The organism is Erythrobacter sp. NAP1, assembly GCF_000152865.1.
Lineage (GTDB): Bacteria > Pseudomonadota > Alphaproteobacteria > Sphingomonadales > Sphingomonadaceae > Erythrobacter.
Genome location: NZ_CH672390.1, coordinates 1 through 25,662, shown reverse-complemented (window position 1 = coordinate 25,662; position 25,662 = coordinate 1). Strand labels below are relative to the sequence as shown.

22 protein-coding genes are annotated in these 25,662 nt (G+C 63.1%); 13 read left to right on the top strand and 9 right to left on the bottom strand.

The features are described from left to right. Positions 1 to 52 precede the first annotated feature (52 nt). The 6 genes from NAP1_RS00110 to NAP1_RS16745 all read left to right on the top strand — a co-directional run bounded on the left by NAP1_RS00110 (position 53) and on the right by NAP1_RS16745 (position 9,062). Positions 53 to 862 carry a transglutaminase family protein gene (locus NAP1_RS00110; RefSeq protein WP_007163160.1) on the top strand — a complete coding sequence of 270 codons (810 nt, stop codon included), beginning with the start codon at positions 53 to 55 and terminating at the stop codon, positions 860 to 862. Positions 863 to 948: 86 nt separating this feature from the next. Continuing rightward, positions 949 to 2,409, top strand: a complete 1,461-nt coding sequence (gene zwf, locus NAP1_RS00105) for a glucose-6-phosphate dehydrogenase (RefSeq protein WP_007163159.1) — start codon at positions 949 to 951, stop codon at positions 2,407 to 2,409. Further along, positions 2,402 to 4,207 carry a phosphogluconate dehydratase gene (gene edd / locus NAP1_RS00100; RefSeq protein WP_007163158.1) on the top strand — a complete coding sequence of 602 codons (1,806 nt, stop codon included), beginning with the start codon at positions 2,402 to 2,404 and terminating at the stop codon, positions 4,205 to 4,207. Before zwf ends, edd begins: the two co-directional genes overlap by 8 nt. A 4-nt stretch (positions 4,208 to 4,211) precedes the next feature. Next, a complete protein-coding gene (locus NAP1_RS00095) occupies positions 4,212 to 5,207 on the top strand; it encodes a glucokinase (RefSeq protein ID WP_007163157.1) in 996 nt (331 codons plus the stop codon). Then, the gene (locus NAP1_RS00090) at positions 5,204 to 7,993 is read left to right on the top strand and encodes a phosphoenolpyruvate carboxylase (protein WP_007163156.1); all 2,790 of its coding nucleotides are present in this window, start codon (positions 5,204 to 5,206) and stop codon (positions 7,991 to 7,993) included. The genes NAP1_RS00095 and NAP1_RS00090 overlap by 4 nt, the downstream gene beginning before the upstream one ends. 133 nt (positions 7,994 to 8,126) lie before the next feature. After that, entirely contained in the window at positions 8,127 to 9,062 is a 936-nt protein-coding gene (locus tag NAP1_RS16745; protein ID WP_007163155.1) for a L,D-transpeptidase family protein, read from the top strand. A 4-nt stretch (positions 9,063 to 9,066) separates the two neighbouring features. Here the strand turns inward: NAP1_RS16745 and tilS are convergent, their stop codons facing one another. The 5 genes from tilS to NAP1_RS00060 all read right to left on the bottom strand — a co-directional run bounded on the left by tilS (position 9,067) and on the right by NAP1_RS00060 (position 14,859). After that, positions 9,067 to 10,047, bottom strand: a complete 981-nt coding sequence (gene tilS, locus NAP1_RS00080; protein ID WP_241761233.1) for a tRNA lysidine(34) synthetase TilS — start codon at positions 10,045 to 10,047, stop codon at positions 9,067 to 9,069. A 74-nt stretch (positions 10,048 to 10,121) separates the two neighbouring features. Continuing rightward, the gene (locus NAP1_RS00075; RefSeq protein WP_007163153.1) at positions 10,122 to 11,042 is read right to left on the bottom strand and encodes a tol-pal system YbgF family protein; all 921 of its coding nucleotides are present in this window, start codon (positions 11,040 to 11,042) and stop codon (positions 10,122 to 10,124) included. 241 nt (positions 11,043 to 11,283) lie between these two features. Further along, on the bottom strand, positions 11,284 to 12,156 hold the full coding sequence (locus tag NAP1_RS00070) for a helix-turn-helix domain-containing protein (RefSeq protein ID WP_007163151.1): 873 nt from the start codon (positions 12,154 to 12,156) through the stop codon (positions 11,284 to 11,286). Between the two features lie 150 nt (positions 12,157 to 12,306). Next, positions 12,307 to 14,577: a phosphoenolpyruvate--protein phosphotransferase gene (gene ptsP / locus NAP1_RS00065; protein ID WP_007163150.1), complete on the bottom strand. Its 2,271-nt coding sequence runs from the start codon at positions 14,575 to 14,577 to the stop codon at positions 12,307 to 12,309. A 114-nt stretch (positions 14,578 to 14,691) separates the two neighbouring features. Continuing rightward, entirely contained in the window at positions 14,692 to 14,859 is a 168-nt protein-coding gene (locus tag NAP1_RS00060; RefSeq protein ID WP_083776318.1) for a DUF465 domain-containing protein, read from the bottom strand. 293 nt (positions 14,860 to 15,152) lie between these two features. Here NAP1_RS00060 and NAP1_RS00055 point away from each other — a divergent pair, with 293 nt between their 5' ends. Together NAP1_RS00055 and NAP1_RS00050 are read left to right on the top strand one after the other, a co-directional pair. After that, on the top strand, positions 15,153 to 15,350 hold the full coding sequence (locus NAP1_RS00055; RefSeq protein ID WP_007163148.1) for a YdcH family protein: 198 nt from the start codon (positions 15,153 to 15,155) through the stop codon (positions 15,348 to 15,350). 304 nt (positions 15,351 to 15,654) lie between these two features. Further along, the gene (locus tag NAP1_RS00050; protein ID WP_007163147.1) at positions 15,655 to 16,116 is read left to right on the top strand and encodes a DUF1465 family protein; all 462 of its coding nucleotides are present in this window, start codon (positions 15,655 to 15,657) and stop codon (positions 16,114 to 16,116) included. Positions 16,117 to 16,156: 40 nt separating this feature from the next. On the opposite strand, the gene glpK is transcribed toward NAP1_RS00050, so the two are convergent. Continuing rightward, a complete protein-coding gene (glpK, locus tag NAP1_RS00045) occupies positions 16,157 to 17,629 on the bottom strand; it encodes a glycerol kinase GlpK (RefSeq protein WP_007163146.1) in 1,473 nt (490 codons plus the stop codon). A 54-nt stretch (positions 17,630 to 17,683) separates the two neighbouring features. On the opposite strand from glpK, the gene NAP1_RS00040 reads away from it, so the two are divergent. Further along, a complete protein-coding gene (locus tag NAP1_RS00040) occupies positions 17,684 to 18,562 on the top strand; it encodes an MBL fold metallo-hydrolase (protein WP_007163145.1) in 879 nt (292 codons plus the stop codon). Next, positions 18,547 to 19,269, top strand: coding sequence for a DUF4230 domain-containing protein (locus NAP1_RS00035; RefSeq protein WP_007163144.1), 723 nt, complete (start codon positions 18,547 to 18,549; stop codon positions 19,267 to 19,269). Before NAP1_RS00040 ends, NAP1_RS00035 begins: the two co-directional genes overlap by 16 nt. Here NAP1_RS00035 and NAP1_RS00030 read toward each other — a convergent pair. Together NAP1_RS00030 and NAP1_RS00025 are read right to left on the bottom strand one after the other, a co-directional pair. Continuing rightward, entirely contained in the window at positions 19,259 to 19,702 is a 444-nt protein-coding gene (locus NAP1_RS00030) for a DUF1499 domain-containing protein (RefSeq protein ID WP_199796957.1), read from the bottom strand. The two genes, NAP1_RS00035 and NAP1_RS00030, sit on opposite strands and share 11 nt — an antisense overlap. 63 nt (positions 19,703 to 19,765) lie before the next feature. Continuing rightward, the gene (locus NAP1_RS00025; RefSeq protein WP_007163142.1) at positions 19,766 to 21,373 is read right to left on the bottom strand and encodes a class I adenylate-forming enzyme family protein; all 1,608 of its coding nucleotides are present in this window, start codon (positions 21,371 to 21,373) and stop codon (positions 19,766 to 19,768) included. Between the two features lie 108 nt (positions 21,374 to 21,481). Here NAP1_RS00025 and nadA point away from each other — a divergent pair, with 108 nt between their 5' ends. Beyond that, the gene (gene nadA, locus NAP1_RS00020) at positions 21,482 to 22,483 is read left to right on the top strand and encodes a quinolinate synthase NadA (RefSeq protein WP_007163141.1); all 1,002 of its coding nucleotides are present in this window, start codon (positions 21,482 to 21,484) and stop codon (positions 22,481 to 22,483) included. A gap of 37 nt (positions 22,484 to 22,520) precedes the next feature. After that, positions 22,521 to 23,840: a DUF2254 domain-containing protein gene (locus NAP1_RS00015; protein WP_007163140.1), complete on the top strand. Its 1,320-nt coding sequence runs from the start codon at positions 22,521 to 22,523 to the stop codon at positions 23,838 to 23,840. Here NAP1_RS00015 and NAP1_RS00010 read toward each other — a convergent pair. Then, a complete protein-coding gene (locus NAP1_RS00010; protein ID WP_007163139.1) occupies positions 23,837 to 24,781 on the bottom strand; it encodes a DMT family transporter in 945 nt (314 codons plus the stop codon). The two genes, NAP1_RS00015 and NAP1_RS00010, sit on opposite strands and share 4 nt — an antisense overlap. Before the next feature lie 67 nt (positions 24,782 to 24,848). On the opposite strand from NAP1_RS00010, the gene NAP1_RS00005 reads away from it, so the two are divergent. Next, a partial coding sequence (locus tag NAP1_RS00005) for an alkene reductase (protein WP_007163138.1) occupies positions 24,849 to 25,662 on the top strand: 814 nt, incomplete at its 3' end.

Below are 25,662 nucleotides of genomic sequence, written 5' to 3'. Positions count from 1 at the left end.
GGAAAATGCGCACGCCTCGGAACCGCTGTGTTGTCATGCGTTAGGTAAGTATATGTCCGTTCTCGTCTCCTCCCGCTTCGCCTTCTGCTTCGACCAGCCAACCTCGGCGCTGCTTCAGTTCGAAGCGGCATCCTTGCCTGAGCAGGAGTTGATCGACACAGCGACTTCCATCACGCCGACAGAGCACCTCGCGCGCGTTGCCGCGCAGGACGATATCGGTGAACGTATCTGGCTCGAGGGACAGGGCCGGATCGAGGTGCAGTATGAGGCCAACGTCCGCGTCCAGCGCCGATTGCACGACCTTTCGAGCCTCGCCGCTCTGCCGCCTCACATGCTGCCGGGCGAGACGGTCAAATTCCTGCTCGATTCCCGTTATTGCCGGGCCGACCAGTACCAGGCGCTCGCCTCAGCCGAATTCTCAGGGACAAGCGGCGGTGCGCGCATCGCTGCCATCCGCGACTGGATCGAGCAGAACTTCACTTACACACCCGGCATCTCCGACGCGTCCACCAGTGCGAGCGACAGTTTCATCGCGCGCGCCGGCATCTGCCGCGATTACACGCATGTCCTGGTGATGCTCGCCCGCGCCTCTTCCATCCCCGCACGTTATGTCGCCTGCTATGCGCCCGGCGTCACGCCGCAGGATTTCCATGCCGTGGCCGAGGTCTTCCTCGCCGATCCGCAAGGCAGTGAAGGTGAAGGCGCAGGCAGCTGGCAGCTTGTTGACGCAACCGGAATGGCCGACCTTGCAAGCGCGGTGAAAATCGGCATCGGGCGCGATGCCGCCGACGTCTCCTTCATCACCACCTTCGGCCCAATGCAATTCGAATACAGCAAGGTTTCCGTAGCGTTTGGAGACTGAATCTTACGTTTTCGCACCTGCAACAATTCTTTCGTTGCAGGTGTCCTGACATGACGTTACGCCCCACTTGAATATTGGGGATCAGAATGACTGAATTTGCTGCTGACCGCTTGCTCTTGTTCGGAGCGACGGGCGACCTTTCGCGGCGCAAGCTGCTGCCGAGCCTGTGTGCTCTCGACGCCGACGGACTTCTGCCTGAACGCCTCGCCATTATCGGCACGGCGCGAAGCGACATCGACGACGGCGAGTTTCGCAACATGGCGCGTGAGGCGCTGGAGCAGTTCCTGCCAGCAGAACGCCGTGGCAGCATGGCGCAGTTTCTCAACAGGCTGAGCTACCAGCCGCTCGATGCGTCGAGTGTCGAGGGCTTTGATGCGCTTGCCGCCAAGGTCGCGGAAGTCGGCCAGAGTGATGAGGAGAACGGCGGCCTTGCTATCTTCCTCTCGACCGCGCCGAGCCTGTTCGGCCCGACGATTGCCGGGCTGCAACATGCGGGGCTGACGGGTGAGAAGGTGCGCATGTGCCTTGAAAAACCGCTAGGCACCGATCTGGAAAGCTCCGCTGAAATCAACGACGCGGTGGCGGGCGCGTTCCCCGAAGAGCGCATTTTCCGCATCGACCATTACCTTGGCAAGGAGACGGTGCAGAACCTCCTCGCGCTGCGCTTTGCCAACATTCTGTTCGAGCCGATCTGGAATTCGAACATCATCGAGCATGTGCAGATCACCGTCGCCGAAACGGTGGGCCTTGAGGGGCGCGTCACATTCTACGACGATGCAGGCGCGCTGCGCGACATGGTGCAGAACCACATGCTGCAACTGCTCGCGCTGGTCGCGATGGAGCCGCCGACGAGCTTCGATGCGACCGCCGTGCGCGATGAAAAGGTCAAGGTCCTGCGCGCGCTGCGCAAGGCTGTCGCCAGTGAAACCGTCACCGGTCAGTACCGCGCAGGTGCGGTCAACGGACAGGCGGTGCCGGGCTATGACGAGGAACTGGGCAAGCCCTCCAACACCGAAACCTTCACCGCGATCAAGACGCATGTCGACAACTGGCGCTGGAAGGGCGTGCCCTTCTACCTTCGCACCGGCAAACGCCTGCCCGAGCGCGTGACCGAAATCCTGGTCAAGTTCCGCTGCGTCCCGCACTCGATCTTCGAAAGCATGGGCGCAGGGCTTCAGCCCAACCACCTTCTCATCGGTATCCAGCCCGAAGAGGACATCACGCTCTCGCTGATGGCGAAAGTCCCGGGCCTCGACGAAGACGGAGTGCGCCTGCGCGAAGTGCCGCTCAAGATCGCGATGCCATCGGCCTTTGCCGAAACGCAGCGCCGGATCGCTTACGAGCGCCTGCTGCTTGACCTCATCAAGGGCGATCAGACACTATTCGTGCGCCGCGACGAGGTCGAGGCGCAGTGGCACTGGATCGACGCGATCCGCGCCGAATGGGAAGCCAATGGCGTCACGCCAAAGACCTACACCGCAGGCAGTTGGGGACCGAGCGCGGCAATCGCGCTCACCGAACGCGACGGAGTAAGCTGGCATGAGTAACCTCAACGACACCATCCACCGGGTGACGCAGCGGATTATCGAACGCTCGAAGCCGTCGCGCGGGCGCTATCTCGACCTGATGAAGCGCGAGGCCGACCGCCGCCCAGAACGCGAGCAGGTCTCGTGCTCGGTGCTCGCCCACGCCTTTGCGGGCGCGCTTGAGGATCAGGACGCGATGAAGGAAGGGCGCGGTCCCAATATCGGGATCGTGTCGGCCTACAATGACATGCTGTCCGCGCACCAACCCTATGGCCGCTATCCCGACCGCATGAAGATCTATGCGCGCGAAGTCGGCGCAACGGCTCAGGTCGCAGGCGGCACGCCTGCCATGTGCGACGGGGTCACGCAGGGCGAGGACGGGATGGAGCTTTCGCTCTTCAGCCGCGACAATATCGCCATGGCCGCCGCGATTGCGCTCAGCCACCAGATGTATGACGGCGCGGCCTATCTTGGCATCTGCGACAAGATCGTACCCGGCCTGATGATCGGCGCGCTGCGCTTTGGCCACCTGCCCGCCATCTTCGTCCCTTCCGGCCCCATGCCGAGCGGGATTTCGAACAAGCAGAAGCAGGAAACCCGCCAGAAATATGCAAGCGGCGAAGTGGGTCGCGACGTGCTTCTCGAAAGCGAGCTTGGCTCTTACCACTCGCCGGGCACCTGCACATTCTATGGCACCGCCAACTCCAACCAGATGATGATGGAGATGATGGGGCTGCACGTTCCGGGCGCGGCTTTCGTCCAGCCGGGCACGAAATTGCGCCAGGCGCTGGACCGGGCGGCGGTTCACCGGGTTGCTCAGCTTGCCGGGACGACAGAGCGCACTCTGGCGCAGGTGGTCGATGAAAAGGCGATCATCAACGCCGCTATCGGCTTGCTCGCAACGGGCGGTTCGACCAATCACGCGATCCACATCCCCGCCATGGCGCGCGCTGCAGGGGTCATCCTCGACTGGACCGACCTTGCAGAGCTTTCGAGCGTCGTGCCGCTCGTCGCGCGGGTCTATCCCAATGGCTCGGGCGATGTGAACCAGTTCCACCATGCAGGCGGAATGGGTTACGTGATCGGCGAGCTTCTGGGCGCAGGCCTTGCGCACGCCGACATCCTCACCGTGTGGGAGGAGGGCTTTGAAGCCTACACTCAAGAACCCGTCTGGCAGGACGACAAACTCCAGTGGGCCCGCGTCACCGAGACGCGCGACGACACGATGCTTCGCCCGGTGGCAGAGCCTTTCCAGCACGACGGCGGGATGAAGCTTTTGACCGGCAATCTTGGCCGCGCCTGCTTCAAATCATCGGCGGTCGCAAAAGAGCGCTGGACCATCGAAGCGCCTTGCCGCGTGTTCGAGAACCAGCATGACGTGACGAAAGCCTTCAAGGCGGGCGAGCTTGACCGCGATGTCGTGGTCGTCGTTCGGTTTCAGGGCCCGCGCGCAAATGGCATGCCCGAACTCCACTCGCTCACCCCTCCGCTTGCCGTGTTGCAGGACAAGGGCTTCAAGGTCGCACTCGTCACCGATGGCCGCATGTCGGGCGCATCGGGTAAAGTGCCGTCCGCGATCCACATCACGCCCGAGGCTGTCGGCGGCGGCCCGCTCGCTTACCTGCGCGATGGCGACATGGTGAAGGTGTGTGCGGAGACGGGCGAGCTTTCGACCACTGCCGACTTCGATTCGCGCGAAGCGGCCCGCGATCCCGAACCCGAATGGGGCGTCGGGCGTGAGCTTTACCGCATGATGCAAGCGCAAGCCGACGGCGCCGAGCAAGGCGCGTCAGCGATGCTCGCCAGCGCGGGACTGTAACGCCTTGGCTGGAAGCACGGATATCGTCACCGTCGATGTCGGCGGCACGCATGCCCGCTTTGCGATCGCGACCATTCATACCGATGGCGCGATCGCGCTAGGCGAACCGGTCACGATCCACACCGAAACCCATGCGAGCTTTCAGACCGCGTGGGAGGATTTCGCGAGCCAGATGGGCGGCACCATCCCCGACCAGCTTGCGATGGCGGTGGCAGGACCGATCAAGCCCGACATCATCCGCTTTACCAACAATCCGTGGATCATCCGCCCGCCGCTGATCGAGAGCAAGCTGGGCTGTACAAACCACGTCATCGTCAACGATTTCGAGGCCGTCGCTCACGCCGCCGCGCGCGCGCCTGACGAGGAATTCCTGCACCTCGCTGGACCGGACGAGCCTTTCCCCGAACCCGGCACGATCAGCGTGCTTGGACCGGGCACCGGGCTTGGCGTTGCATACTTCTACCGACGCCCCGACGGCTCGTACCGCGTGCAGGCGACCGAGGGCGGGCATGGCGATTTTGCACCACTCGACTCGATCGAAGACGCAATCCTTGCTCGCCTGCGCAAACGACACACGCGCGTTTCAGACGAGCGCGTCGTCTCAGGTCCTGCCATAGTCGATATCTTCCACGCGCTTGCCGCTATCGAAGGGCGAGCCGTGCGCGAATTAAGCGACGTTGAAATCTGGACCGCCGGGACTGACGGATCGGACAGCCTCGCTGCCGCCGCCGTCGACCGCTTCTGCCTCGCGCTGGGATCGGTTGCTGGCGATATCGCGCTGGTTCAGGGCGCCAAGGGCGTCGTGATTGCGGGGGGCCTTGGCTACCGCATTCGCGAGACGATCCGCGCATCGGGCTTCGCCTCGCGCTTCACCGCCAAGGGGCGCTTTGCTGGCCTGATGGCGACGCTCCCCGTCAAGCTCATCACCCACCCGCAACCCGGCCTGCTCGGTGCAGCCGCCGCATTTGCCCAGACCCATCTTGAGGAGCCGCAGCCATGACCCTTCCGCTGACCACGCTCGGCTCGCTTTCGCAGCGGCTGCAGGAACTCCACGCCCGCACGCGCGAGACGCCATTGTTCAATCCGGTGTTCCAGCTGGGCCTCGACCTCTCGCGCGCGCTCGAAGGCGGCGTGATGGACCTCGACGCGCTCGAAGACTTGGTGGTGGAGATGGAATGCACTTCGCTCAAGGCCCGCGCCAAGCGGCTTGAGCGACTGGTCGCGCCGGTCGAACCGCAGGCAAACACCGCCGCCCTCAAAAGCGCGCTTGGCCCCGGCGAGGATTTCGACGCCTTCCGAGCGCAATGGGAGGTGCCTAGCCTGCACGCGGTCTTCACCGCGCACCCGACCTTCCTGATGACGCCTGCACACACCGCGGTCGTCGCCGAGGCCGCCGCGACGGGGGCAAAGCTGTCATGCGATGCCTGCGCCACCAGCGAGCCGCGCCCTGCCGTGACGCTCGATTACGAACACGAACAGGCGATGGCAGCGATCGCCAATGCGCAAGATGCGCGCAGCCAGATCGTGCGCGAGGCGCTGGTCCATGCAGCAGCCTGCTGGCCATCGAAATGGAAGATTTCCAAGCCACTCCCGTTCCGCTTCGCGACCTGGGTCGGATACGACATGGACGGGCGCACCGACATCAAGTGGTACACCTCGATCCGTTTTCGCCTGTCGGAAAAGGCCGAGCGGCTGGAGCGGTATGCGGCAGATCTGAAGGCCATCGACGCTGGGCACGAGCTCGTCGAAACGCTTGCCGCCGCTGCCGAGCATGCCGCGCGCGGTGCGAAGGACTTCGCCGATGACCTGAGCGATGCGGACAAGCTTTCCGCCGCCGCGAACCGACTGACAGCCGACGATCCGGCAAAGCTGACCTCGCTCAGCGGCGTGATCGAAAGGCTCGAACAGGAAGCCGAGTCGAGCGACGATACCGAGCGCGCCATCGACCTCCTCACCCTCGCCGCCGCGATGCGCGCCGATGGGCTTGGCATGGCGCATGTCCATTTCCGCGTGAACGCCAAGCAGCTGCACAACGCGATCCGCACGCATCTGGGCGAGCAATCGGGCCTCGACCTCGCCAGCAAGGGCGCGATGGCGACGCTTCGCCGGATGCTTTCCGAGGTTGAGCCCAAGCGCACCAATTTCGCCTCGCTCGCCATCGAAAGCTCAACCGCGACGCGGCAATTCCTCGCGATGGCGCAGATCCTTGGCCATATCGACGCGGACACGCCGATCCGGATGCTGATCGCCGAATGCGAGCAGCCCTCAACCATCCTTGCCGCCCTGTATCTCGCCCGCCTGTTCGGGATCGAGGACAAGGTCGACGTCTCGCCTTTGTTCGAAACCGAAAGCGCGCTTGAGCATGGCGGGCGGTTCCTCGAAGCGCTTTGCGCAGAGGACCAGTACAAGGACTATGCGCGGACCCGCGGGCGCGTCTGCATCCAGACCGGCTTTTCCGATGCCGGGCGGTTCGTCGGGCAAATTCCTGCAAGCCTCGCGATCGAGCGCCTTCAAGGGCGGCTCGCGCAGGCGATGGAGCGCAACGGGCTGAAAGACGTCGCGGCGCTCATTTTCAACACGCATGGCGAGAGCATGGGCCGCGGCGCGCATCCCAGCGGCTTTGCCGACCGCCTGACCTGGCCGCTCAGCCCGTGGGCGCGCAGCCGGTTCCACCGTCACGGGATTGAGCTCGAACCCGAAGTCAGCTTTCAGGGCGGCGACGGATATCTGCTGTTTGCCAACCCCGCGCTTGCCCGCGCGACGCTGACGCGGATCATCACCGATGCGCCGGAAAAGAGCGAGGTCTGCGACGATCCGTTCTACGCGCGCACCGATCTCAGCCTCGATTTCTACCGCGCGATCCGCGCGCATCAGCGCGCTCACCTGCGCAGCCAGACTTACAGCCGCGCGGTCACCGCCTTCGGCCTCGGCCTGCTCAATTCGACCGGCAGCCGCGTTTCGCGCCGCCAGTCGGACCTTAGCGCGGACCGTGACATGAATCTGCGCCAGATCCGCGCGATCCCGCACAATTCGATCCTCCAGCAACTTGGCTTCCCGGTGAATATCATCGCCGGGATCGGAAGCGCGGCGGATGGCAATTATGAGGAGGTCGCAGCGCTCCTGCAGGAAAGCGAGCGTGGACAGCAATTGCTCCGCCTTGCGCGCGCGTCCAACTCGCTTGCGAGCATCAAGACCGTTGCAGCGCATGGCGAGCTGTTCAATTCGGCCTATTGGGCAAGCCGCCCCTATCGCGGGACCGAGCCGCATCTTTCGGCTGCGTGCGAGGTTTTGGCTGAGTATCTCACCAAGGACGACCGCACCGGCGTGTTCCGGCGTCTTGCCTCGCGCCTGCGGGTCGATGCGCTAAAGTATCACCGCCTGCTTGAACAGCTTCCCCCGTCCGAACCGTCGATCCCGGTCGAGGAAACGCGCCGGATGATAGGCGCAGCTCAGGCGCTGAGGCTTGCGCTTATGCAGCACATCTTCCTTCGCGCCGTGTCGGTCCCGGTCTTCAGCCGCGCTAACGATGTCAGCCGCGAGGACGTGCTGGAAATGGTATTCAGCCTCCGCATCGAAGACGCGCTTGCCCAGATGCGCCGCGCCTTCCCCACGCACTTCCCCTCGCCTTCCGACTTCGCGATGGACGCGCCTGCCGACTATCCGGACGCGCAGGCCGAGGGCTATGCCGCGATCACGCGCGACTATATCGACCCGATTGAGCGCGCTTATTCGCTGATGCTGCGTCTCAGCATTGCGATTGCCAACCAGTTCGGAGCGCATGGCTGAGCGCACAAAACAAGGGCAACGTTAACGATTCGCCCCCGCGCACGTCCCCCGGAGGGACGCCGCCGGGTTAGCCACTGGTAGCCGGGTTCATTTAACGCCATAATGCGCAGCAATGGATCAAGGGTTTTTGCATATGGCTTTCACAAATTTCCGCCTCACCGCGCTCGCCGGGATTGCCGCGCTGACCGGGGGCGCGTCACTCGCGCTTGCTCAGACCAGCGCCGATGACGCCGCCGATGCAGCCGTGCAGGTTGCCGCCGACGCCGAAGACGCAATCCGCGCCATCGACCCGACAACGGGCGGCGCTTCGCTGGTGGTCGATCCGAGCCTTCCGCAACCCTACGGTATCGACACGGCAACCGACGATCTGCCTGAACTTCCACCAGCTCCCGCATCGGTGAACGCGCTTGCCAATGCGCCGAGCGAAACGCCCGACGAAGCGCCTGCCATCGTGACCGGCAGCGCCTACGATTTCGACGAAGTGACCTACAATACCGTCCCCGCGCAATACGCCTCGGCCAACACACAGCCGCCGCGCGGGCCCGCAACCCGGATGATTTCCGAGCCGCAGGTCCAGACCGTACCGGTCGTCCAGAGCGATGATCCCTTTGTGATCAAGTCGATCCTGCCGATTGAAGGCACGATCCGTTACGGCGACTGGTACTGGGACGAAAGCCGCGCTCCGGCGACGGGCAAGATCGTCATGACGGTCGACCTCGATGCGCGCGTCATCAGCGTATTCCGCGACGGGCATGAGATCGGCACGGCAGTGGCGCTGCTCGGCACACAGTCGCACCCGACGCCGCTCGGCACGTTTCCGATCCTGACCAAGGAACGCGACAACGTATCGGAGAAGTACAACAACGCGCCGATGCCCTGGACGCTGCGCCTTACGTGGGACGGTATCGCGATCCACGGCTCGCCAGTGATGAACGGCTACGCCTCGCACGGCTGTATCGGCGTGCCCGATCCCTTTGCCGAAAAGCTGTTCGCAATTGCGGGGCGCGGCGACAAGGTCGTGATCACCCGTGGCAAGATGATCGGCCTCGGCGACAAGATCATGTCGTGACCCGTTAGTGCGTGTTCCTTGGCGGTTCGGGTGAGAACCGCCAGACGCGCATTTCGACACCGACTTTTTCAACTTTCTCTATTTCGCAGCGCCCCAGCACGCCTCCGAGCGAGGCATTCTCGCCGCGCCAGAGCCGGTCGGCAGCGTTGCCCGCTTCGCTTCGGCTGACCCGGCCACCAAGCGCGCTCACGATCCGGCTCACAGTCTCGATCTGGATCGCGCGCGGAACATTACAGTAATACCGGTATTGCGGAGCGCCCTCCGGTGTGTCCTCGCGGCTGACCATCTCTTCCCAATCGAGCTGCGCATACCATTCTAGCGCGCGCCACCCTTCGGCAAGATGATGCGCGCTTGTCGCCAGCGCTTCAGCGTCGAGCCAGTCGTGCTCAGCCAGATGCTGGCGCACGCGCACGCGGTCGAATGCGGGATTTTCATTGGAGGGATCGCTCACTGGCGTGATTCCCGCGCTCGCTACAACCGCCTCCAACTCGGCCTTGCGAAACCCCAAGAGCGGGCGGATCAGGGGCACGTCGCTGCCCGGCAGATGCGTCCATTCACGCACTCCTGCTAGACCCGGAAGCCCGCTCCCACGCGCAAGCCGCATCAGAAGCGTTTCTGCCTGGTCGTCGATGTGATGCGCCGTTGCGACGTGACCGATCTTCTGCTGCGCGGCCCATTGGACGAGCGCTGCGTAACGCGCCTCACGCGCCTTTGCCTGCAGGTTGCCTGCACCCAGCGTCACCTTGGCCGACGTGAATGGGACATCCAGCGACTGGCAGATGGTTTCGACGAAAGCGACCTCGCGAGCGGCTTCGGGCCGAATGCCATGGTCGATGCTCATCACCGCAATGTCGCCCGGACGTGCCGCAGCGCCGAGCAACAAGAGCGCAAAGCTATCAGGGCCGCCTGAGACCGCGAGACCCAGCGGTCCGTCCCAATCTTCGTCAGGGCAAAGGCGGTCGAGCGCAGCGTCAAAGCGCGCGATCAGTTCAGGATCAATCGCCTCAAGGTCGATATGCGTATCAATCAGCGCCCCCTTGCGCCCGGGAACCGGACCAATCAGCCCTCGCAGTTCACCCGGCGACGATTGCTCTCATACTGGTCGGCAAGCCGTCCGGTCGCAACAGCCGGATAAGTGTCGCCAAACTCGGCAAGCGCAATGCAGGCACGCCGGGTGTCGCCCATCGCGATCATGCTCTCGGCGAGGTACAGCAGGCTGTCCGGCGCACGGCGCGCAGTGCGATCGGCCTGGTAGTTGCGCAGGAACCAACGCGCCGCCTCTTCGGGCATTCCATCATCAAGGAATGCGCGGCCAAGCAGGTTGCGGCCATAGGTGACGCGGAAGTGGTCGGGGTGCTGCTCGACGTAAGAGGCAAGCTGCTGGCGTGCCTCCGGATAGAAACCGGCATTCCACAGGCGGAAGCCGTAGGAATATTCATCGTCAGCCGGATCGTCCGTCTGCGGCTTGGTGATCTCCTGAACCGCGGCGAGGCGTTCGGGACTTGGTCCGTTAGCCGCGGGGGCCTGCGTTTCCGCTTCGCTCGCTCCGGTCATGGCAGCAAGGTTGCTCTCGGCGGCGCTAGGCTGGTCTTCGTCCTCGCCTTCATCGCTGCCCATCTCGGCAGGGGTGTCCACGGGCGTTTCAGCCGCAATCATCGGCGCTTCGACAGCGCGCGCTTCGAGCCCGGTCACCCGCTCACCCAACAGGCCAAGCGCGTTGGTGTTTTCCTCGGTCAGAGCAGTGAGGCGCTGAAGCTGCAGTTCGATCGCGTCGAGCCGCGCGAGGATGTCGGTCACAGCGGTTGTCGAAGGCGCGCTCGAGGTGGTCGGGCCGGTGCTCGTGCCATCAGCGGTAATCTGCGGCTCGAAAAAACGCCCGTCTCCGCCCGGAAATACGGCGCGTTGCAGCGCGCGGATTTCGGCTTCGGCCCGGCGCAGGCGCGCCTCGGCATTGTCCTGTGCCATCGAAGGCACCGGCATGGTGACAACCACGGCTGCGGCGACGAATGCGCCGAGCGCGGGAAAGGTCTGGCGGACCAGGGATTTCGAAGGTTTTGCGGGGGTCATGGTGGTTCAGGCTCCCTCTTTCATTGGCATGTGCGCATCGTGGAGCGACGCGCATGAATATGACCGGAATCTGTGGCGAAGCGGTGCGTTCAAGTCGACCCCGTAAGCGCACTAAACGGGGGAATGTGGGGTATGAGAGTTAAGCGGTGCTCGCTCAGTTGTTGGTGAGTTGCGGCTCGTCCGGAGTGTCGGCACGCGCAAGCAGAGCGGCGGCTGAAACCGGCGCATTGCCCACTGGCACCATTTCCTCGGCAAGCGGCGGAACCGTCTGGCCGTTGATGGTGATCTCAAACACGTTGGGGCGTCCGGTGTTGAGGCGCGGATCGTCGGCGTCGAGCGGCACTTCGTAGGTGTCGCCTTCTTCCATCACGCCTTCATAAAGGCGCTCTCCGCCTTCTTCGTAAAAGCGCACCCAAGCGCCCTCGCCCGTGGCCGTGAAAACGACCTGCCCGTCGGGCAGTGGCGCGGTGGCTCCGGTCGCGTCAGCCGCGCCCTCGTCATTCGCAGCAAGCTCGGTCTCGCCAGCGGCATCAGCTGTGTCAGCCGCAGTCTCGTCCTGCGCGATCAGTGACGGAAGGTCAGCGCCCGCACCGAAATAGGTGCTTGCAAAGGCGAACGCGCCAATGGCGAAAATCAGCGCCGCAATTCCGCCGAACCATGCAAGTCCGGACGAAGGAAGCTTGGCTGGATCGCCCGGCTCCATCCCGCCCTGCATTGCCGACTGGCGTGCTTGTCCGTCGGCCAGTTCTTCGCGAACCATGCCGACGATCTGTTCGGGATCCAGTTCGACCACGCGGGCGTAATTGCGGGTGAAGCCGATTGCATATGTGCGCGAAGGCAGCGAGGCATAATCGCCCGACTCAATCGCCTCGAGATGTCTGAGCGGAATGCGCGTTTCGGCGGCAACATGCGCAAGATCAAGGCGCTTGGCCTCGCGCGCTTCACGCAAGCGGCCGCCAGCCGTGTCGGAAGTGATGTCTTCCGCCACCCCATCGTCCTCGAGAGAGCTGTCCTGTTCGTTATCCATGACCCGATCCACGTTATCGTGGTTATTTTGCATTTTCATTGTGGATGCAAGAAGCTTCCCACCCGGTCAGGAGTCAAGCGGGCGATTTCGAAAAGCCGGGAGCATGAGCCAGAGCGCCCCAAACGGTCGTTAACCAGAGGCAGCCTGCCCTTATTCCGTTTCGATTTCGCGTTCAGCGGCCCAATGCGCCAATGCTTCGCGCAGGTTGACGCCGGGTTCTGACAGCCACTGATTCATCGCATCGGTGATCTCGGCCAGATCGACCTTGCGCACCAGTTCCTTGATCGGGCCAACCGCCGCCGGAGTGATCGACAGGCGCCGCACGCCGATGCCCAGAAGCGCGAGCGCTTCAAGCCGGCGACCGCCCATCTCGCCGCATACGCCAAGGTCAATGTTGCTTCCGACCGTGCCCTGCACCACGCGGCGCAAGAACCGGAAGATCGGCGGGCTGAGCCAGTCGTAGCGTTCGGCAAGCGCCGGATTCCCCCGGTCCGCTGCAAACAGAAATTGCGTCAGGTCGTTAGTGCCGATCGACAGGAAGGAAAGGCGCGGGACGAGAAGGTCGAGCATCTCGGCGAGCGCTGGCACTTCGAGCATGGCACCGAAGTGGATTTGTTCAGGCACCATCTTCTTTTTCGAGCGAAGAAATTCGAGCTGCTCGTCGAACACCTTCTTGGCCGCGTCGAACTCCCAGACTTCGGAGACCATCGGGAACATGACGTAAAGCGAGCGCCCCGCTGCCGCCTCAAGCAGCGCGCGGGCCTGCGCCTTCATCAGCCCTTCGCGGGTGAGCGCGAGGCGAAGTGCGCGCCAGCCCATTGCCGGGTTCTCGTCATTGTCGGCAATGTCGGAAGCGAGATAGGGCACCGACTTGTCGCCGCCGATGTCGACTGTGCGGAAGATCACAGGCTTGTCGCCCGCCGCATCGAGCACATCGCGGTAGAGTTTCAATTGCCTCTCACGCTGAGGAAGCGTGGCGGAAACGAGGAACTGAAACTCGGTCCGGAACAGGCCGACCCCGTCCGCGCCGGTCATGGCCAGCGCGCTCATATCGTCGCGCAGCCCTGCATTCATCATCACAGTCACGCGCGTGCCGCAGCGGGTGAAGGGTTCCACATCGCGCAGTTCAGCGTAGGCGGCCTGGCGCTCTTTCGACTTGGCGAAACGCTGCGCAAAAGCATCGGCCATCTGCCCTGAAGGGCGCACTGTCGCAGTGGCGGCGGTTGCGTCGAGAAGTATTTCATCGCCTTCGCGGATGGTCGAGCGTGCGCGGCTCGCCCGGCCCAGCACGGGCACGCCCATCGCGCGCGCGACGATCACGACATGCGCGGTGAGCGAGCCTTCCTCAAGGATCACGCCCTTCAATCGCCGGCGATCATATTCGAGCAATTCAGCAGGACCCAGATTGCGCGCGATCAGGATCGTATCATTACGAAGCCCTTGCTGCGCGGCGGTCCCGATCTGGCCCGACACGATCCGCAGCAGGCGGTTTGCAAGGTCTTCCAGATCGTGCATCCGGTCAGCGAGCAGCGGATCGTCGATCTCGCGCATGCGCATGCGGGTGTGCTGTTGCACGCGTTCGATCGCGGCCTCAGCGGTGAGGCCTGAATCAATTGCCTCGTTGATACGCCGCGACCAGCCTTCGTCGTAAGCGAACATCTTGTAGGTCTCGAGCACTTCCTCGTGCTCTCCGCCCACGCCAAAGTCGGCCTGGTTGGTGAGGCCGTCGATCTGCTCGCGCATCTTGTCGAAGGCACGGTAAACACGCTGGCGCTCAGCCTCGATATCGTCGGCCATGACCTGCGTGATCTGCACGCGCGGCTGGTGATAGGCGGCAACCCCGGCGCCAAGCCCTCTCACCAGGGTCAGCCCCGACAAAGTCTGAGTGCCCGATTGCTGCGGCGAGAGGCTGAGCGCTTCTTCCTCGTCGACCAGTTCAGCGTTGGTGATGAGTTCGGACAGGACCATCGCGGTGGTCTGGAGCGCTTCGATCTCGACCTCTTCGTAGCGACGCGGATCGACGTGCTGGACGCACAGAACGCCCACGGCCCGCTCGCGATAAACGATCGGCACGCCTGCAAAGGAGTGGAACTTGTCCTCTCCCGTTTCGGGGCGGTAGCTGAAGTCGGGATGCGCTTTCGCTTCGGCGAGATTGAGCGTTTCGACGTTGTCGGCAATCGTGCCGGTCAGTCCTTCGCCAATCGCCATGCGGGTGACGTGCACAGCCGTCTTGTTGAGACCGCGCGTTGCATAGAGTTCCAGCATGCCTTCGCGCAGGAGATAGATCGAGCACACCTCGCTCGACAGGCATTCGCCGATGATCTCGACCACCTGGTCAAGCTTGCCCTGAGCGTGAAGGCGCGAGGCCATCACTTCGTGAAGGCGGGTGAGGATTTGTCTGGCGGAAGCGGCGGCAGTCATGACTTGGACCTGACTAGGCCCTCAGCTCTGCAAAAGCAAAGCCTTGCATGAAGCGCCGCGCACTTCGTCGGCGCCATTTTGGTTGGTTTGGTCGGCGGGGTAACCGGCGCGCCGCTAACAGCGCGCAATCTCTTCTTTTAGCTTGAGCTTTTGCTTCTTGAGAGCCTGGATCATCGCCGTATCGGGAGCGGGCCGAGCAAGCTCATCGCGGAGCTTGGCCTCTAGGCCTGCATGTTTGGATTGGAGAGCATTCACGTGAGACGTAGATGCGGACGATGCCATAAGCGTTCTCCTTTGCTTGTGTCGGGGGGATGCCCCCGGGGAGCGACTCGGCATCAAGCGGCCGGGCCGCACATCTCGATACAATCACAAACACAGTTAACTTGCAAAGGGCTGATGAAAGGTGAATCGGCGAACCGCGCCAAATCCCGAGACGACCTGCGGTCACTACCTAGCGCGGATCAGTCCGAGGAGCATATGCACAGCCGCGCAAAAGCCCTTGGCGAATGGCGGCAAGATGGCGCATGAACCGATCAGTTATGGCCCTTTAGCCACGAGGACGATTCGTTTGCGACATGAATGAGCAGGAGCTTCTCAAACGGCTCGAACTGCTGCGCACCGAGCATCGTGACCTCGACGCCGCCATAACCGCGCTGACCGATGCAGGTTCGACCGATCAGCTGCAGATCGCCCGCCTCAAGAAGCGCAAACTGCGCCTCAAGGATCAGATAGCGATCATCGAGGACACGCTGCTGCCCGATATCATCGCGTGATACCTTGCGTGCCCCCATCCGGGGGCAAGTCCTCGCTAGATGCGCGGCAAGCCGCGCCCGCTGCGGGCGGCCAGTCGGCCTTGCGGCTTCAGCGCAGCCGAAACCAGTGCTCCACAAATGAGGTCGCGCTAAATCGACGCCGCAGGCGTCGCAAGCGCGACTGCGCGCCCGCAGCGGGCGAATTTAACAAAGCGTTAAACGCGCCCTCATAATGTACCGCAACGGGACGCCACAGAAACGACAACGGTATAGTAACCATGGGCAGCTGGTAACGCGGCCCCGTGAGGCGTAGCGAAACCCCTGAATGTCACGCACTTCCAATCTTTCACGCCCGATTATCGAGGCGCTCTACAGCGAGGCGCTGCTGCTGGCCGACGAGGTGCGAGCGGTGTTTGCGCTGGGCACGCGCGAGCCGGAGAACGGTGAGGCCTCCGACATCAGGCTGGCGCTTTCAACCGAGGGCCTCAAGACAACGACGCGCATGATGCATGTGCTCGCATGGCTGCTAAACCAGCGCGCCTTTTTCTCTGGCGAGCTCAGCGAAACGCAAGTGCGCCTGCACGGCACCCTGCCTTCGGACCGGGGCGCGGACCCCAAGGCACTCGAGGTGCTTGAACCGGAAACTTGCGCACTTATCGCCGAAACGGAGCGGCTGCATGAACGCATCGCTCGGCTCGATGAAGCGTGGCGCTGCGGGTTCGAAATGGCATCGCCTGCGCGCGCGATCCACAGCCGGCTGAAACGCCGGATCGAGGATTTGGGGTAGGTGGTTTGTATGCGAAACCGCATGTGCGGCTTCGTCCTCGCTAGACCGCTTCAAGAGCCTTGCGCCAGCGCGCCAAACGCTCCTCGCGCACATTCTCGCTCATAGATGGCGCAAAGCTCGTAAGCTCACCGCGCATCTTTTCAGCAGCGCTCGCAAGATCGGGGTAAAGCCCCACGCCCGCCGCTGCGAGCATGGCCGCCCCCAATGCCGTCGTCTCGATGAAGCCAGGGCGCTCGACCGTTACATCCAGCATGTCGGCAAGGTCCTGAGCCATCCAGTCGTTCGCGGCCATCCCGCCGTCGATGCGCAGCGTCTGCCACGCAGCACCATCGGCGGCGAAAGCATCGGCGAGATCGTAGGTCTGGTGCGCCATCGCCTCGAGCGCGGCGCGCGCCAGTTGCGGCTTGCCGCTCGCAAAGCTTAGCCCTGTGATGACCCCGCGAGCATCGGCTCGCCAGTGGGGCGCGCCAAGCCCTGACAGAGCGGGCACGATGGTGACGCCGCCGCTGTCCGGGATCGAACGAGCGAGTTTCTCGGTCTCGCTCGCGACCTCGACGATACCAAGGGAATCGCGCAACCACTGAACGAGACTCCCCGCGACAAAAACCGAGCCTTCGATCGCATAGGTTCGCTTGCCATCCAGCTGCGTCAGGACAGTGCCGAGCATTCGGTTGGCCGAGAGCGGAATGTTCTCGCCTTGGTTGGTGAGCACGAACGCCCCCGTTCCGTACGTCGCCTTTGTCTCGCCCGGTGAAAGGCAAGCCTGCCCGATGGTCGCGGATTGCTGATCGCCAGCAAGACCCGCAATCGGGATAGCCGCGTCAAGGACCGAACGATCGGTTTCAGCGAGGCTTCCCGACATATCGACCACCTGAGGCAGCGCCGAGATCGGCACGCCGAGAAGCTCGCAAAGCCCCTCGTCGAAGCCATCATCCGCGAGGCCCATAAGAAGGGTGCGGCTCGCATTGCTGGCGTCAGTGATGTGACTTTTGCCAGCAGTCAGCTTGAACACCAGCCAGCTTTCAACCGTCCCGAAGGCAAGCGTGCCAGCATCGGCTGCGGCGCGCACTTCGGGGACGTTATCGAGCATCCAGCGCATCTTGGTGCCTGAGAAATAGGGGTCGAGCAGCAAGCCGGTCTTACGCTGCACCGCCTCTTCATGGCCGCCTGCGCGAAGCTCGGCACAAAACGGAGCGGTGCGGCGGTCCTGCCAGACGATGGCGCGGGTAAGCGGCTGACCCGTTTCCTTGTCCCAAGCTACCACCGTTTCGCGCTGGTTGGTGATGCCGATGCCTGCGATCATCGCAGGGCCGCCCGCCTTTGGGATCACCTCGAGCGCGCATTTCAAGGTCTTTTCCCATATCTCGCTCGCGTCATGTTCAACCCAGCCAGCTTGCGGATAATGCTGGGTCAGTTCCTCCTGCGCGCTCGCGACAAGCACGCCATCGCTCGCAAACAGCATGGCGCGGGTCGACGTGGTGCCTTCGTCGAGGACGAGTATGTAATCAGACATTTGATCCCTCTCTTGGGCGTGACTTCTGCCACGCTTCAGCCCATATGCAAGCCCATGCCGCCCATTCCTCCCAAGCCATGGCCCACGGGGCTTGCCGATCAGGTCGAACCGCTTGTGACGCGGGTGCTGGCGCCCAATCCATCGCCTTACACCTACACCGGGACACAAACCTATGTGGTCGGGCAGCTCGATGGTCCCGATTGCGCGGTGATCGATCCGGGCCCGAACGAGTCTGCACATATCGAGGCGATCCTCGCCGCCGTTGGGGAGCGCAAAGTCACCGCGATCATGTGCACGCATACGCACCGCGACCATTCGCCCGCCGCAGCGCCTTTGTCCGAGAAAACCGGAGCCCCAGTGGTCGGCTGTGCGCCGCTGGTTCTCAAGACCAATTTGCCGCGCGCAGACGAGGCTTTCGACACGAGCTACGAACCTGACCGGGTGCTCGAAGATGGCGAGCAGATGCGCGGGACCGGCTGGACGCTGACCGCGGTTGCAACGCCGGGCCACACGTCGAACCATCTGTGCTTTGCGCTGGAGGAGAGCGGGTCGCTCTTCACCGGCGACCATGTGATGGGCTGGTCGACCAGCGTTGTCATCCCGCCCGATGGCGACATGGGCGACTACATGGCAAGCCTTGAAAAGCTGCAGGCGCGCGAAGACACGGTCTACCACTCCGCCCATGGCGAGGCGATCACAAAGCCGCGCCAGCTGGTGCGCGGCATGATCGGCCATCGCCGCCAGCGCGAGAACCAGATCTTGCGTCTGCTTGGCGAGGAAGCGCGCCGCGTCAGCGCCTTCATCCCGCACATGTACAAGGGCCTCGACGAGCGCCTCATCCCTGCCGCCGAGATGAGCGTGACCGCGCATCTGATCGACCTCGAAAAGCGCGGACTTGCGACCAAAGAGGGCGAGATTTGGCGGACGGTCTGAAGAAAGCAAGCGAGGTGACGCCTGCGATCAAGCAAGACGGAGGCAAGCTCAACGCGCATGGCGAGCGAATGCTCAGCCTCGCGGCCGCGCTTCTTCTGGTCGCGTGCCTGTTCCTCGCCTGGCGCGCCTATTTCTATCAGGAAGAAGGCGATCCGGTCGCAAGCGCGATGCTGGCCTTCGAAAGGCAGAACTCGCTGATCGTCTTCTCCAGCCGCTTCGAAGTGGTCGCCGAGAGCATCGACACGCGCAGCTTCGCAGGCGTCGACCTGCTGGAGACGCGGCAGGCAACGATCATTCCGGCTAGCGTCGATTATCGCATCGACTTTTCAGGCATCGACGAAGAGGCCTTCGCATGGGACGCGGAGGCCGAGACGCTGACCGTCACGCTACCGCCCTTGCAGACCTCGCGCCCCAATCTCGACGAGGCCAAGGCGCGGGTTTTCACAGAAGGCGTTTGGGTCACGCGGCAGGCCGCGCAAGACCTCGCCGCCAACAATTCCGAGCAGGCCGAGCGCCGCGCGCTCGCCTTTGCGAAGAACCCTGAAATTTTGGCCCTTGCCCGCACGGCTGCGCGCGAGGCGGTGAGGCAAAACCTCGCAATCCCGCTTCAGGTGGCAGGCTTCGAAAACGCCAGCGTGGACGTGCGCTTTGGCGATGAACCAACCGACCTGCCCGAAGCGGGCGTCGAAACCGAACTTATTCGCTAAGCGCCCGGCGCAGCGCTTTCACCCGCTCTCCGTTCACGCCGCCATCCGAATAGCCGACGCGCGAGGCGGAGCGCACGTGCACGCCGTCATCACCTTTGCGAAACTCCACATCGTCGACGAAACCGAAGAAGGACGATTTAAACTCGGCCGCGATGTAATCCGAAGTGTTCGTCGTGACAGTCCCGCCCATCTCCTCGATCGCCTGCGGCACTTCGTCCCATGCGCCCGGTGGCAGCGGTTCGACCGATTTTTCAGCACTGGTGCCTTCTTCGCTGCTGACGCAATTCGGGCTGTCGGGACAAGGGGTAAGGCGACCATCGACGAGACCGGGTGCAGAGCCGTCTTGCGAGACAAGACCAAGCGTGAAGAAGCCTCCAATCCCAAGCGCGCCGAGACCGGCGAGTGTGTAAAGTCCTTTTCTGAGCGCGCTCACATGCATTCTCCCTTGCCTGATACGGGTCTAAACGCGCGCATCGCCGCGCCAGTTCCAAACGGCCTAGCCAAGCTCGCCTTTCGCGAAACTCTCTGCCAGCTGGAACTTCTGGATCTTGCCCGATCCGGTGAGCGGGAATTCCTTCATCCAGACCCAGTGCGCCGGGGTCTTTTGCGGGGAGAGCCTTTCGCGAATAAAGGCCTTCAATTCGTCGTCGGTCGGACGTTCGGCACCGTCAGTCGGGCGCATGAAGCAGGCCACGATTTCGCCCCACTTCTCGTCCGGCACGCCTGCAACCGCGGCTTCGGCGATGGCCGGATGTTCGAGCATCGCGGCCTCGATCTCGGCAGGAAACAGGTTCTCTCCCCCGCGGATGATCATCTCCTTCACGCGTCCGGTGATCTTAAGATAACCGTTCGCGGCCATCGTCCCCAGATCGCCGGTGTGCAGCCAGCCCTCTGCGTCGATCGTTTCAGCCGTCGCCTGCGGGTTGTCGTTGTAACCCACCATCTGGTTGTAGCCGCGCATGCAGATCTCGCCCTGCTCCCCTATGCCGAGGATCGAATTGTCCTGCGGCGAGAGGATTGCGACCTCGATATGCGCGATGGGCTGGCCAATAGTTTCGAACAGCTCTTCTCCGCTATCGCCCGGCCACACGGCGGTGATGCCGGGATAGGTTTCGGTCTGGCCATAGACGATCAGGATCGGCACGCCGAAAGTCTCAATCGCCGCCTTGTTGAGAGCAGGCTGCACCATAGCGCCGCCGCTCACGACAGTCTCGAGGCCGGTGACATCGGTGCCGGTCGCTTTGGCCGCCTCAATGACCGCAAAGATCATGGTGGGCACACCGCCGAGGATTTCCGGCTTCTCGCGCTCGATCGCCTTGGCCACCGCGACCGGATCAAAGACTGAGACAAGCAGCAGGCAAGCACCGTGTGCCATCACGCCAAGAACGCAGACCGCGCTGCCCGCCGTGTGGAACAGCGGGAACGGACACATCACCGTCTTGCCGGGCGCAAGGTTCCAGCGAACGAACACGTCGCGGTTCGATTGAACGAGGCCATGCTGGTGCAGCAACACGCCCTTGGGAAAGCCGGTCGTCCCGCTCGTATACTGGATCATCACGATGTCGTGCGGGCCGGTCGGGCGAAGTTCGCCATCCTTCTCGCCCGCGAATAGCTCGCCGTGGTCGGTGATGTCGATGATGTGGTCGTGTGCTGGAAGGCCTGCCGCAGCCTCGTCAACGATGGGGCGAAGCGCCGTGCCGCGCACATTGGGTTGATAATAGACCGCTCCCGAGCCCGATTGTTCGAGCACATATCGCACCTCGCGCGCGATGAAGCTGGGGTTCACCGTCACCAGCGTCAGGCCTGCCATCGCCGCGCCATACTGAACCAGCACCCATTCGGGGCAATTGCCGCCCATGATCGCGATCCGCGTGCCCGCCGCATGGCGCGAGGCCAATGCCCGCGCACAGCGCCCGGCATCCTCAAGCAGCTGCGCATAGGTCCATTCGCGGCCAATGTTTCCGTCTGCCAGCAGTTCGCGCAGCGCCATCGCGTCCGGTCGCTCGGCAACCTGAGCGCGCAATTCGCCTTCGATCGTGCGCTCCTTGTAATCGGTATCGGTCTGCGCCGGGAAATACGCCTCTTCGAGGTCTAGCTCATACATACGGTTCCCTCCCCAAAGGAAAGCTAGCACGGGGCGCTGCGCAAAACACTCGCAAATCAGCGCATCAATCCCTATGTCGGGCGCAAGATAGTTATTGGGGATACGCGCATGAGCATCGAGACCAAAGTGCCCACCGGCGACGATTTGCTGGCCGAGATCAATCGGCTTCGCAAGGAGCGCAACGCGGTCATCCTCGCGCATTATTACCAGACCCCCGATATTCAGGATATCGCCGACTTCGTGGGCGACAGCCTTGAACTGTCACGCAAGGCCGCCGAAACCGACGCCGACGTCATCCTGTTCTGCGGCGTCAAGTTCATGGCGGACACGGCCAAAATCCTGTCGCCCGAAAAGACCGTTATCCTGCCTGACATGGATGCAGGCTGCAGCCTCGAAGACAGCTGCCCGCCGGACAAGTTCAAGGCTTTCCGCGAAGCGCATCCCGATCACATCGCGCTCACCTACATCAACTGCTCGACCGAGGTGAAAGCGCTTTCCGACGTCATCGTCACCAGCTCCAGCGCGGAGACGATCCTGTCGCAAATCCCGCCTGAGCAGAAAATCATCTTCGGTCCCGACCGCCACCTTGGTGGCTGGCTCAGCCGCAATTTCAATCGCGAGATGCTTCTGTGGCCGGGCGTGTGCATCGTACACGAGGCTTTCAGCGAGACCGAGCTCCTAAAGCTCAAGGAACAGCACCCCGATGCGCCGATCGCCGCGCACCCGGAATGCCCGCCCGCGATCATCGAACACGCCGATCACGTCGGGTCGACAAGCTCAATCCTGAACTTCGCCAAGAACTTCGAAGGCGACACGCTTATCGTCGCAACTGAACCGCACATCATGCACCAGATGGAGAAGGCGCTTCCCGAGAAGACCTTCATCGGTGCGCCCGGTGCGGACGGCAACTGCAACTGCAACATCTGCCCCTACATGGCGTTGAACACCATGGAGAAGATGTACACCGCCCTGCGCGATCTCGAACCGCGCATCGAAATCGACGAAGACCTGCGCCTCAAAGCCAAGGCCAGCCTCGACCGCATGCTCGAGATGGCAAGCGGCACGGTCGGCATGGGCGATCTCGGGCAGGTGCCGTTCAAGGCGGATTGATTGGCAACAAACGTGCAATTCGTGCGTTTGTTGACCTATGACCGCCGAAATCCGCTTTTTCTGGGCGCGCCTTAACGCGAATTACTGGTTCTATCCGGCGACCTTTGCCTTGCTGGCGGCGGCGCTTGCGTTGGTTACGGTTTATCTTGATCGAAGCGGGCTTACGCAGTTCCTCAACGACTATGAGTGGATCGTTCCGGTCCGCCCGAAAGGCGCGGCTGACATCCTGACCGTTCTGGCGGGCGCGACCATCGGGGTTGCTTCGACCGTGTTCTCGATCACACTGGTCGCGGTGACTTATGCGAGTGGCACTTACGGTCCGCGCCTCCTCACCAATTTCCTCGAGGACAAGGGCAATCAGGTCAGCCTTGCGACCTTCATCGGCAGCTTCGTCTTTTACATCATCGTCCTGCGATCGGTGCGCGCCGAAGACGAATCCGCCAGCGTTGCGAGCGACGCGGCGGCAAGCGCGCTGCCGGGCTTTGCGCCGCAGCTCTCACTGCTGGTTGCCTATATCCTGATCGTGCTGTGCGTCGCGGTGCTGGTGTTCTTCCTCCACCACGTCCCCTCCTCGATCCGGATCAACATGGTGATGAAGCGGATCGGGTCGCGCCTGCTCGACGAAATTTGCGAGACCTATCCCGACGAAGACGAATTCCGCGACGCGCGCGAACCGGTCGAAGGAGAGCCGCTCACCGCATTGGGCACGGGCTACGTCCAGATGATCGACTTCGAAGATCTCGAGGAGATCGCGAGGGGCTGTGATTGCACCTTCTCCCTGTGCGTGCGCACCGGCGATTTCGTCCACCGCGACATCCCGCTGATGGAGATCAAGGGCTGCAAGCCTGATGAGATCGAGGAAAAGGTCCGTGCCTGCTTCACGCTCGGATCGGTGCGAACGCCCACGCAGGACCCGCAATTCCTGATTGACGAGCTGGTCGAGATCGGCCTGCGCGCGCTTTCACCGGGCATCAACGATCCCTTCACCGCGATCACCGCGCTGCACTGGCTCGGCGCTGCGACAAGCGAGATTGCGCGCCGTGATTTGCGCAAGGACGTGTGCGGAGAAGATGCAGAGGACTGCCCCGTCATCCCGCGCTACGACAGCTTTGAGCACTATCTGACGCGCGGCTTCGGTTCGATCCGCAGCGCGGTCGCGTCCAGTCCCAACGCGGCGCTGGTGATGCTCGACGTGATGGGCAATGCCGCCGGACCCGTGCGCGACGAGGATCGCCGCGCGAGCATTCGCGAACAGGGCAAGCTGCTGATCGAGCAAGCGCGCGAAGCGTTGGTAGGCCCCGATCTCGCGGTGGTTGAGGAACGGTACCGCGAATTTCTGCAACGCTGCGCAGACTAGCTCTTCGCAGCCATCCCCGGCCCCGATTTGCGCTGCGCCGTGCGCGCCACCACCAGGGCGCTGCCCAGAAGAACCATTCCCAAGATATCGAGCGCGGTCAGGACCTCGCCAAAGACGCTGTATCCGATCACCGCGGCAATCGCCGGCTGGGTCAGCAAGGCAAGGCCGATGATGAGCGGCGGGAAATGGCCGAGCGAATAGACCAAGAGGCCCTGCCCGATCAGCTGGCTGGTGATGAAAAGCACGATCACCGGCGTCCAGTCGGTCGGCCAGACCGGCTCGCCAAGCGCAATCGCGAGCGCCAGCAAGGCGGGCGCGGCAAAGATGCTCACCCATACAAGCAGGCTCCAAGACCCGAACCGCGCGCGCTCGCCTTGAAGCGTGAGAAGGTAGACCGCGTAGAGCAGGCCTGCGGTGATGCAGAACAGGTCGCCGATGAAAGTCTCGGGCGAAATGTCGAGGCTGCGCCCAAGCAGGATACCCGCCCCGCCCAGCGCACAGACGATCGCAAGCCACTCGAATCCGCGCGGCAGCATGCGCGCAATGATGAAGCCCCAGAAGAGAAGAATGATCGAGCCCGCATTGCCGAACAGGGTCGCATTGCCAAGCCGCGTCATGCCGATCCCGATATGCCAGCTGGCAAGGTCTCCTGCGAAAGCAAGCGACCCGATGGCGACCAGCACCAGCGTGCGCCTCGGCATCCCTGTCAGGCGCTGGCCCGCCATCCATGCAAAGACCACCAGAAAGGGAAGCGCGAGGAACAGTCGCCAGAACGCCGCGCTCACCGGCCCGGTATCGGCAAGCCTCACCAACCACGGCCCCAGAGCGAGCGCAACGTTGCCGCCGAGCAGCGCAGCCAGCAACAGGGCGCTTCGCAAACCGCTTGCTTCGCCCGCCGAGTGTCCAGCAAGATTGTCTTTTGTGCCGGCGCCTTTTTCCATCCTTGCGCCCTAGCCCTATCGCCTCCAAGTGGATAGCCAATTGAAACCCAACAGGAGGATTTCGCCAATGCACGACGCTCTGTTCCAGCCGCTCACAATGGGTGCGCTCGAAGCCAGGAACCGCATTTTCATGGCCCCGCTCACCCGTGGCCGCGCTGCTGACCCGATGTTCGTGCCCAATGAAATGATGGGCACCTATTACCGCCAGCGCGCTGGCGCAGGCATGATCCTGACCGAAGCGACAGGGATCAGTACCGAAGGCCTCGGCTGGCCGAGCGCTCCCGGCATCTGGAGCGACGAGCAGGTCGAAGCGTGGAAGCCGATTGTCGAAGGCGTGCACGAAGAAGGCGGCCTGATCGCTATGCAGCTGTGGCATATGGGCCGGATCGTCCACCCGCATTTCCTCGGCGGCGAGCGCCCGTTCTCCGCAAGCGAGACCAAGGCTCCGGGCGAAGCGCACACGCCCGTCGGCAAGCAGGAATATGCGACCGCGCGCGCGATGACGCAGGACGATATCAACCGCACGATCGACGATTATCGCCGCGCCGCAGAAAACGCGAAGAAGGCCGGGTTCGACGCCGTCCAGCTTCACGGCGCGAATGGCTATCTCGTCGACCAGTTCCTGCGCGACAAGACCAACCTTCGTGACGACGATTACGGCGGCAGCCCCGAAAACCGCACCCGCTTCATGCGCGAAGTGCTCGAAGCGATCGTCGATGTCTGGGGCGCGGACCGCACCGGCATCCGCCTCTCCCCCAACGGCGACAGTCAGGGCACCGACGACAGCAATCCGCCCGCGACCTTCGGCGCTGCGACCAAGGTGATCGAGGAGCTTGGCCTCGCATTCCTCGAACTGCGCCAGCCCGGCCCCGACGGCACTT

Excerpts from the sequence above, each read along its gene's own strand:
- NAP1_RS00075 (WP_007163153.1), bottom strand. The coding sequence starts at position 11,042 with ATGCCGGTGCCTTCGATGGCACAGGACAATGCCGAGGCGCGCCTGCGC.
- glpK (WP_007163146.1), bottom strand. The coding sequence starts at position 17,629 with ATGTCTGATTACATACTCGTCCTCGACGAAGGCACCACGTCGACCCGC.
- nadA (WP_007163141.1), top strand. The coding sequence starts at position 21,482 with ATGAGCATCGAGACCAAAGTGCCCACCGGCGACGATTTGCTGGCCGAG.
- zwf (WP_007163159.1), top strand. The coding sequence starts at position 949 with ATGACTGAATTTGCTGCTGACCGCTTGCTCTTGTTCGGAGCGACGGGC.
- NAP1_RS00110 (WP_007163160.1), top strand. The coding sequence starts at position 53 with ATGTCCGTTCTCGTCTCCTCCCGCTTCGCCTTCTGCTTCGACCAGCCA.
- NAP1_RS00060 (WP_083776318.1), bottom strand. The coding sequence starts at position 14,859 with ATGGCATCGTCCGCATCTACGTCTCACGTGAATGCTCTCCAATCCAAA.
- edd (WP_007163158.1), top strand. The coding sequence starts at position 2,402 with ATGAGTAACCTCAACGACACCATCCACCGGGTGACGCAGCGGATTATC.
- NAP1_RS00055 (WP_007163148.1), top strand. The coding sequence starts at position 15,153 with ATGAATGAGCAGGAGCTTCTCAAACGGCTCGAACTGCTGCGCACCGAG.
- NAP1_RS00040 (WP_007163145.1), top strand. The coding sequence starts at position 17,684 with ATGCCGCCCATTCCTCCCAAGCCATGGCCCACGGGGCTTGCCGATCAG.
- NAP1_RS00090 (WP_007163156.1), top strand. The coding sequence starts at position 5,204 with ATGACCCTTCCGCTGACCACGCTCGGCTCGCTTTCGCAGCGGCTGCAG.
- NAP1_RS00010 (WP_007163139.1), bottom strand. The coding sequence starts at position 24,781 with ATGGAAAAAGGCGCCGGCACAAAAGACAATCTTGCTGGACACTCGGCG.
- NAP1_RS00015 (WP_007163140.1), top strand. The coding sequence starts at position 22,521 with ATGACCGCCGAAATCCGCTTTTTCTGGGCGCGCCTTAACGCGAATTAC.
- NAP1_RS00070 (WP_007163151.1), bottom strand. The coding sequence starts at position 12,156 with ATGGATAACGAACAGGACAGCTCTCTCGAGGACGATGGGGTGGCGGAA.
- NAP1_RS00025 (WP_007163142.1), bottom strand. The coding sequence starts at position 21,373 with ATGTATGAGCTAGACCTCGAAGAGGCGTATTTCCCGGCGCAGACCGAT.
- NAP1_RS00050 (WP_007163147.1), top strand. The coding sequence starts at position 15,655 with ATGTCACGCACTTCCAATCTTTCACGCCCGATTATCGAGGCGCTCTAC.
- ptsP (WP_007163150.1), bottom strand. The coding sequence starts at position 14,577 with ATGACTGCCGCCGCTTCCGCCAGACAAATCCTCACCCGCCTTCACGAA.
- NAP1_RS16745 (WP_007163155.1), top strand. The coding sequence starts at position 8,127 with ATGGCTTTCACAAATTTCCGCCTCACCGCGCTCGCCGGGATTGCCGCG.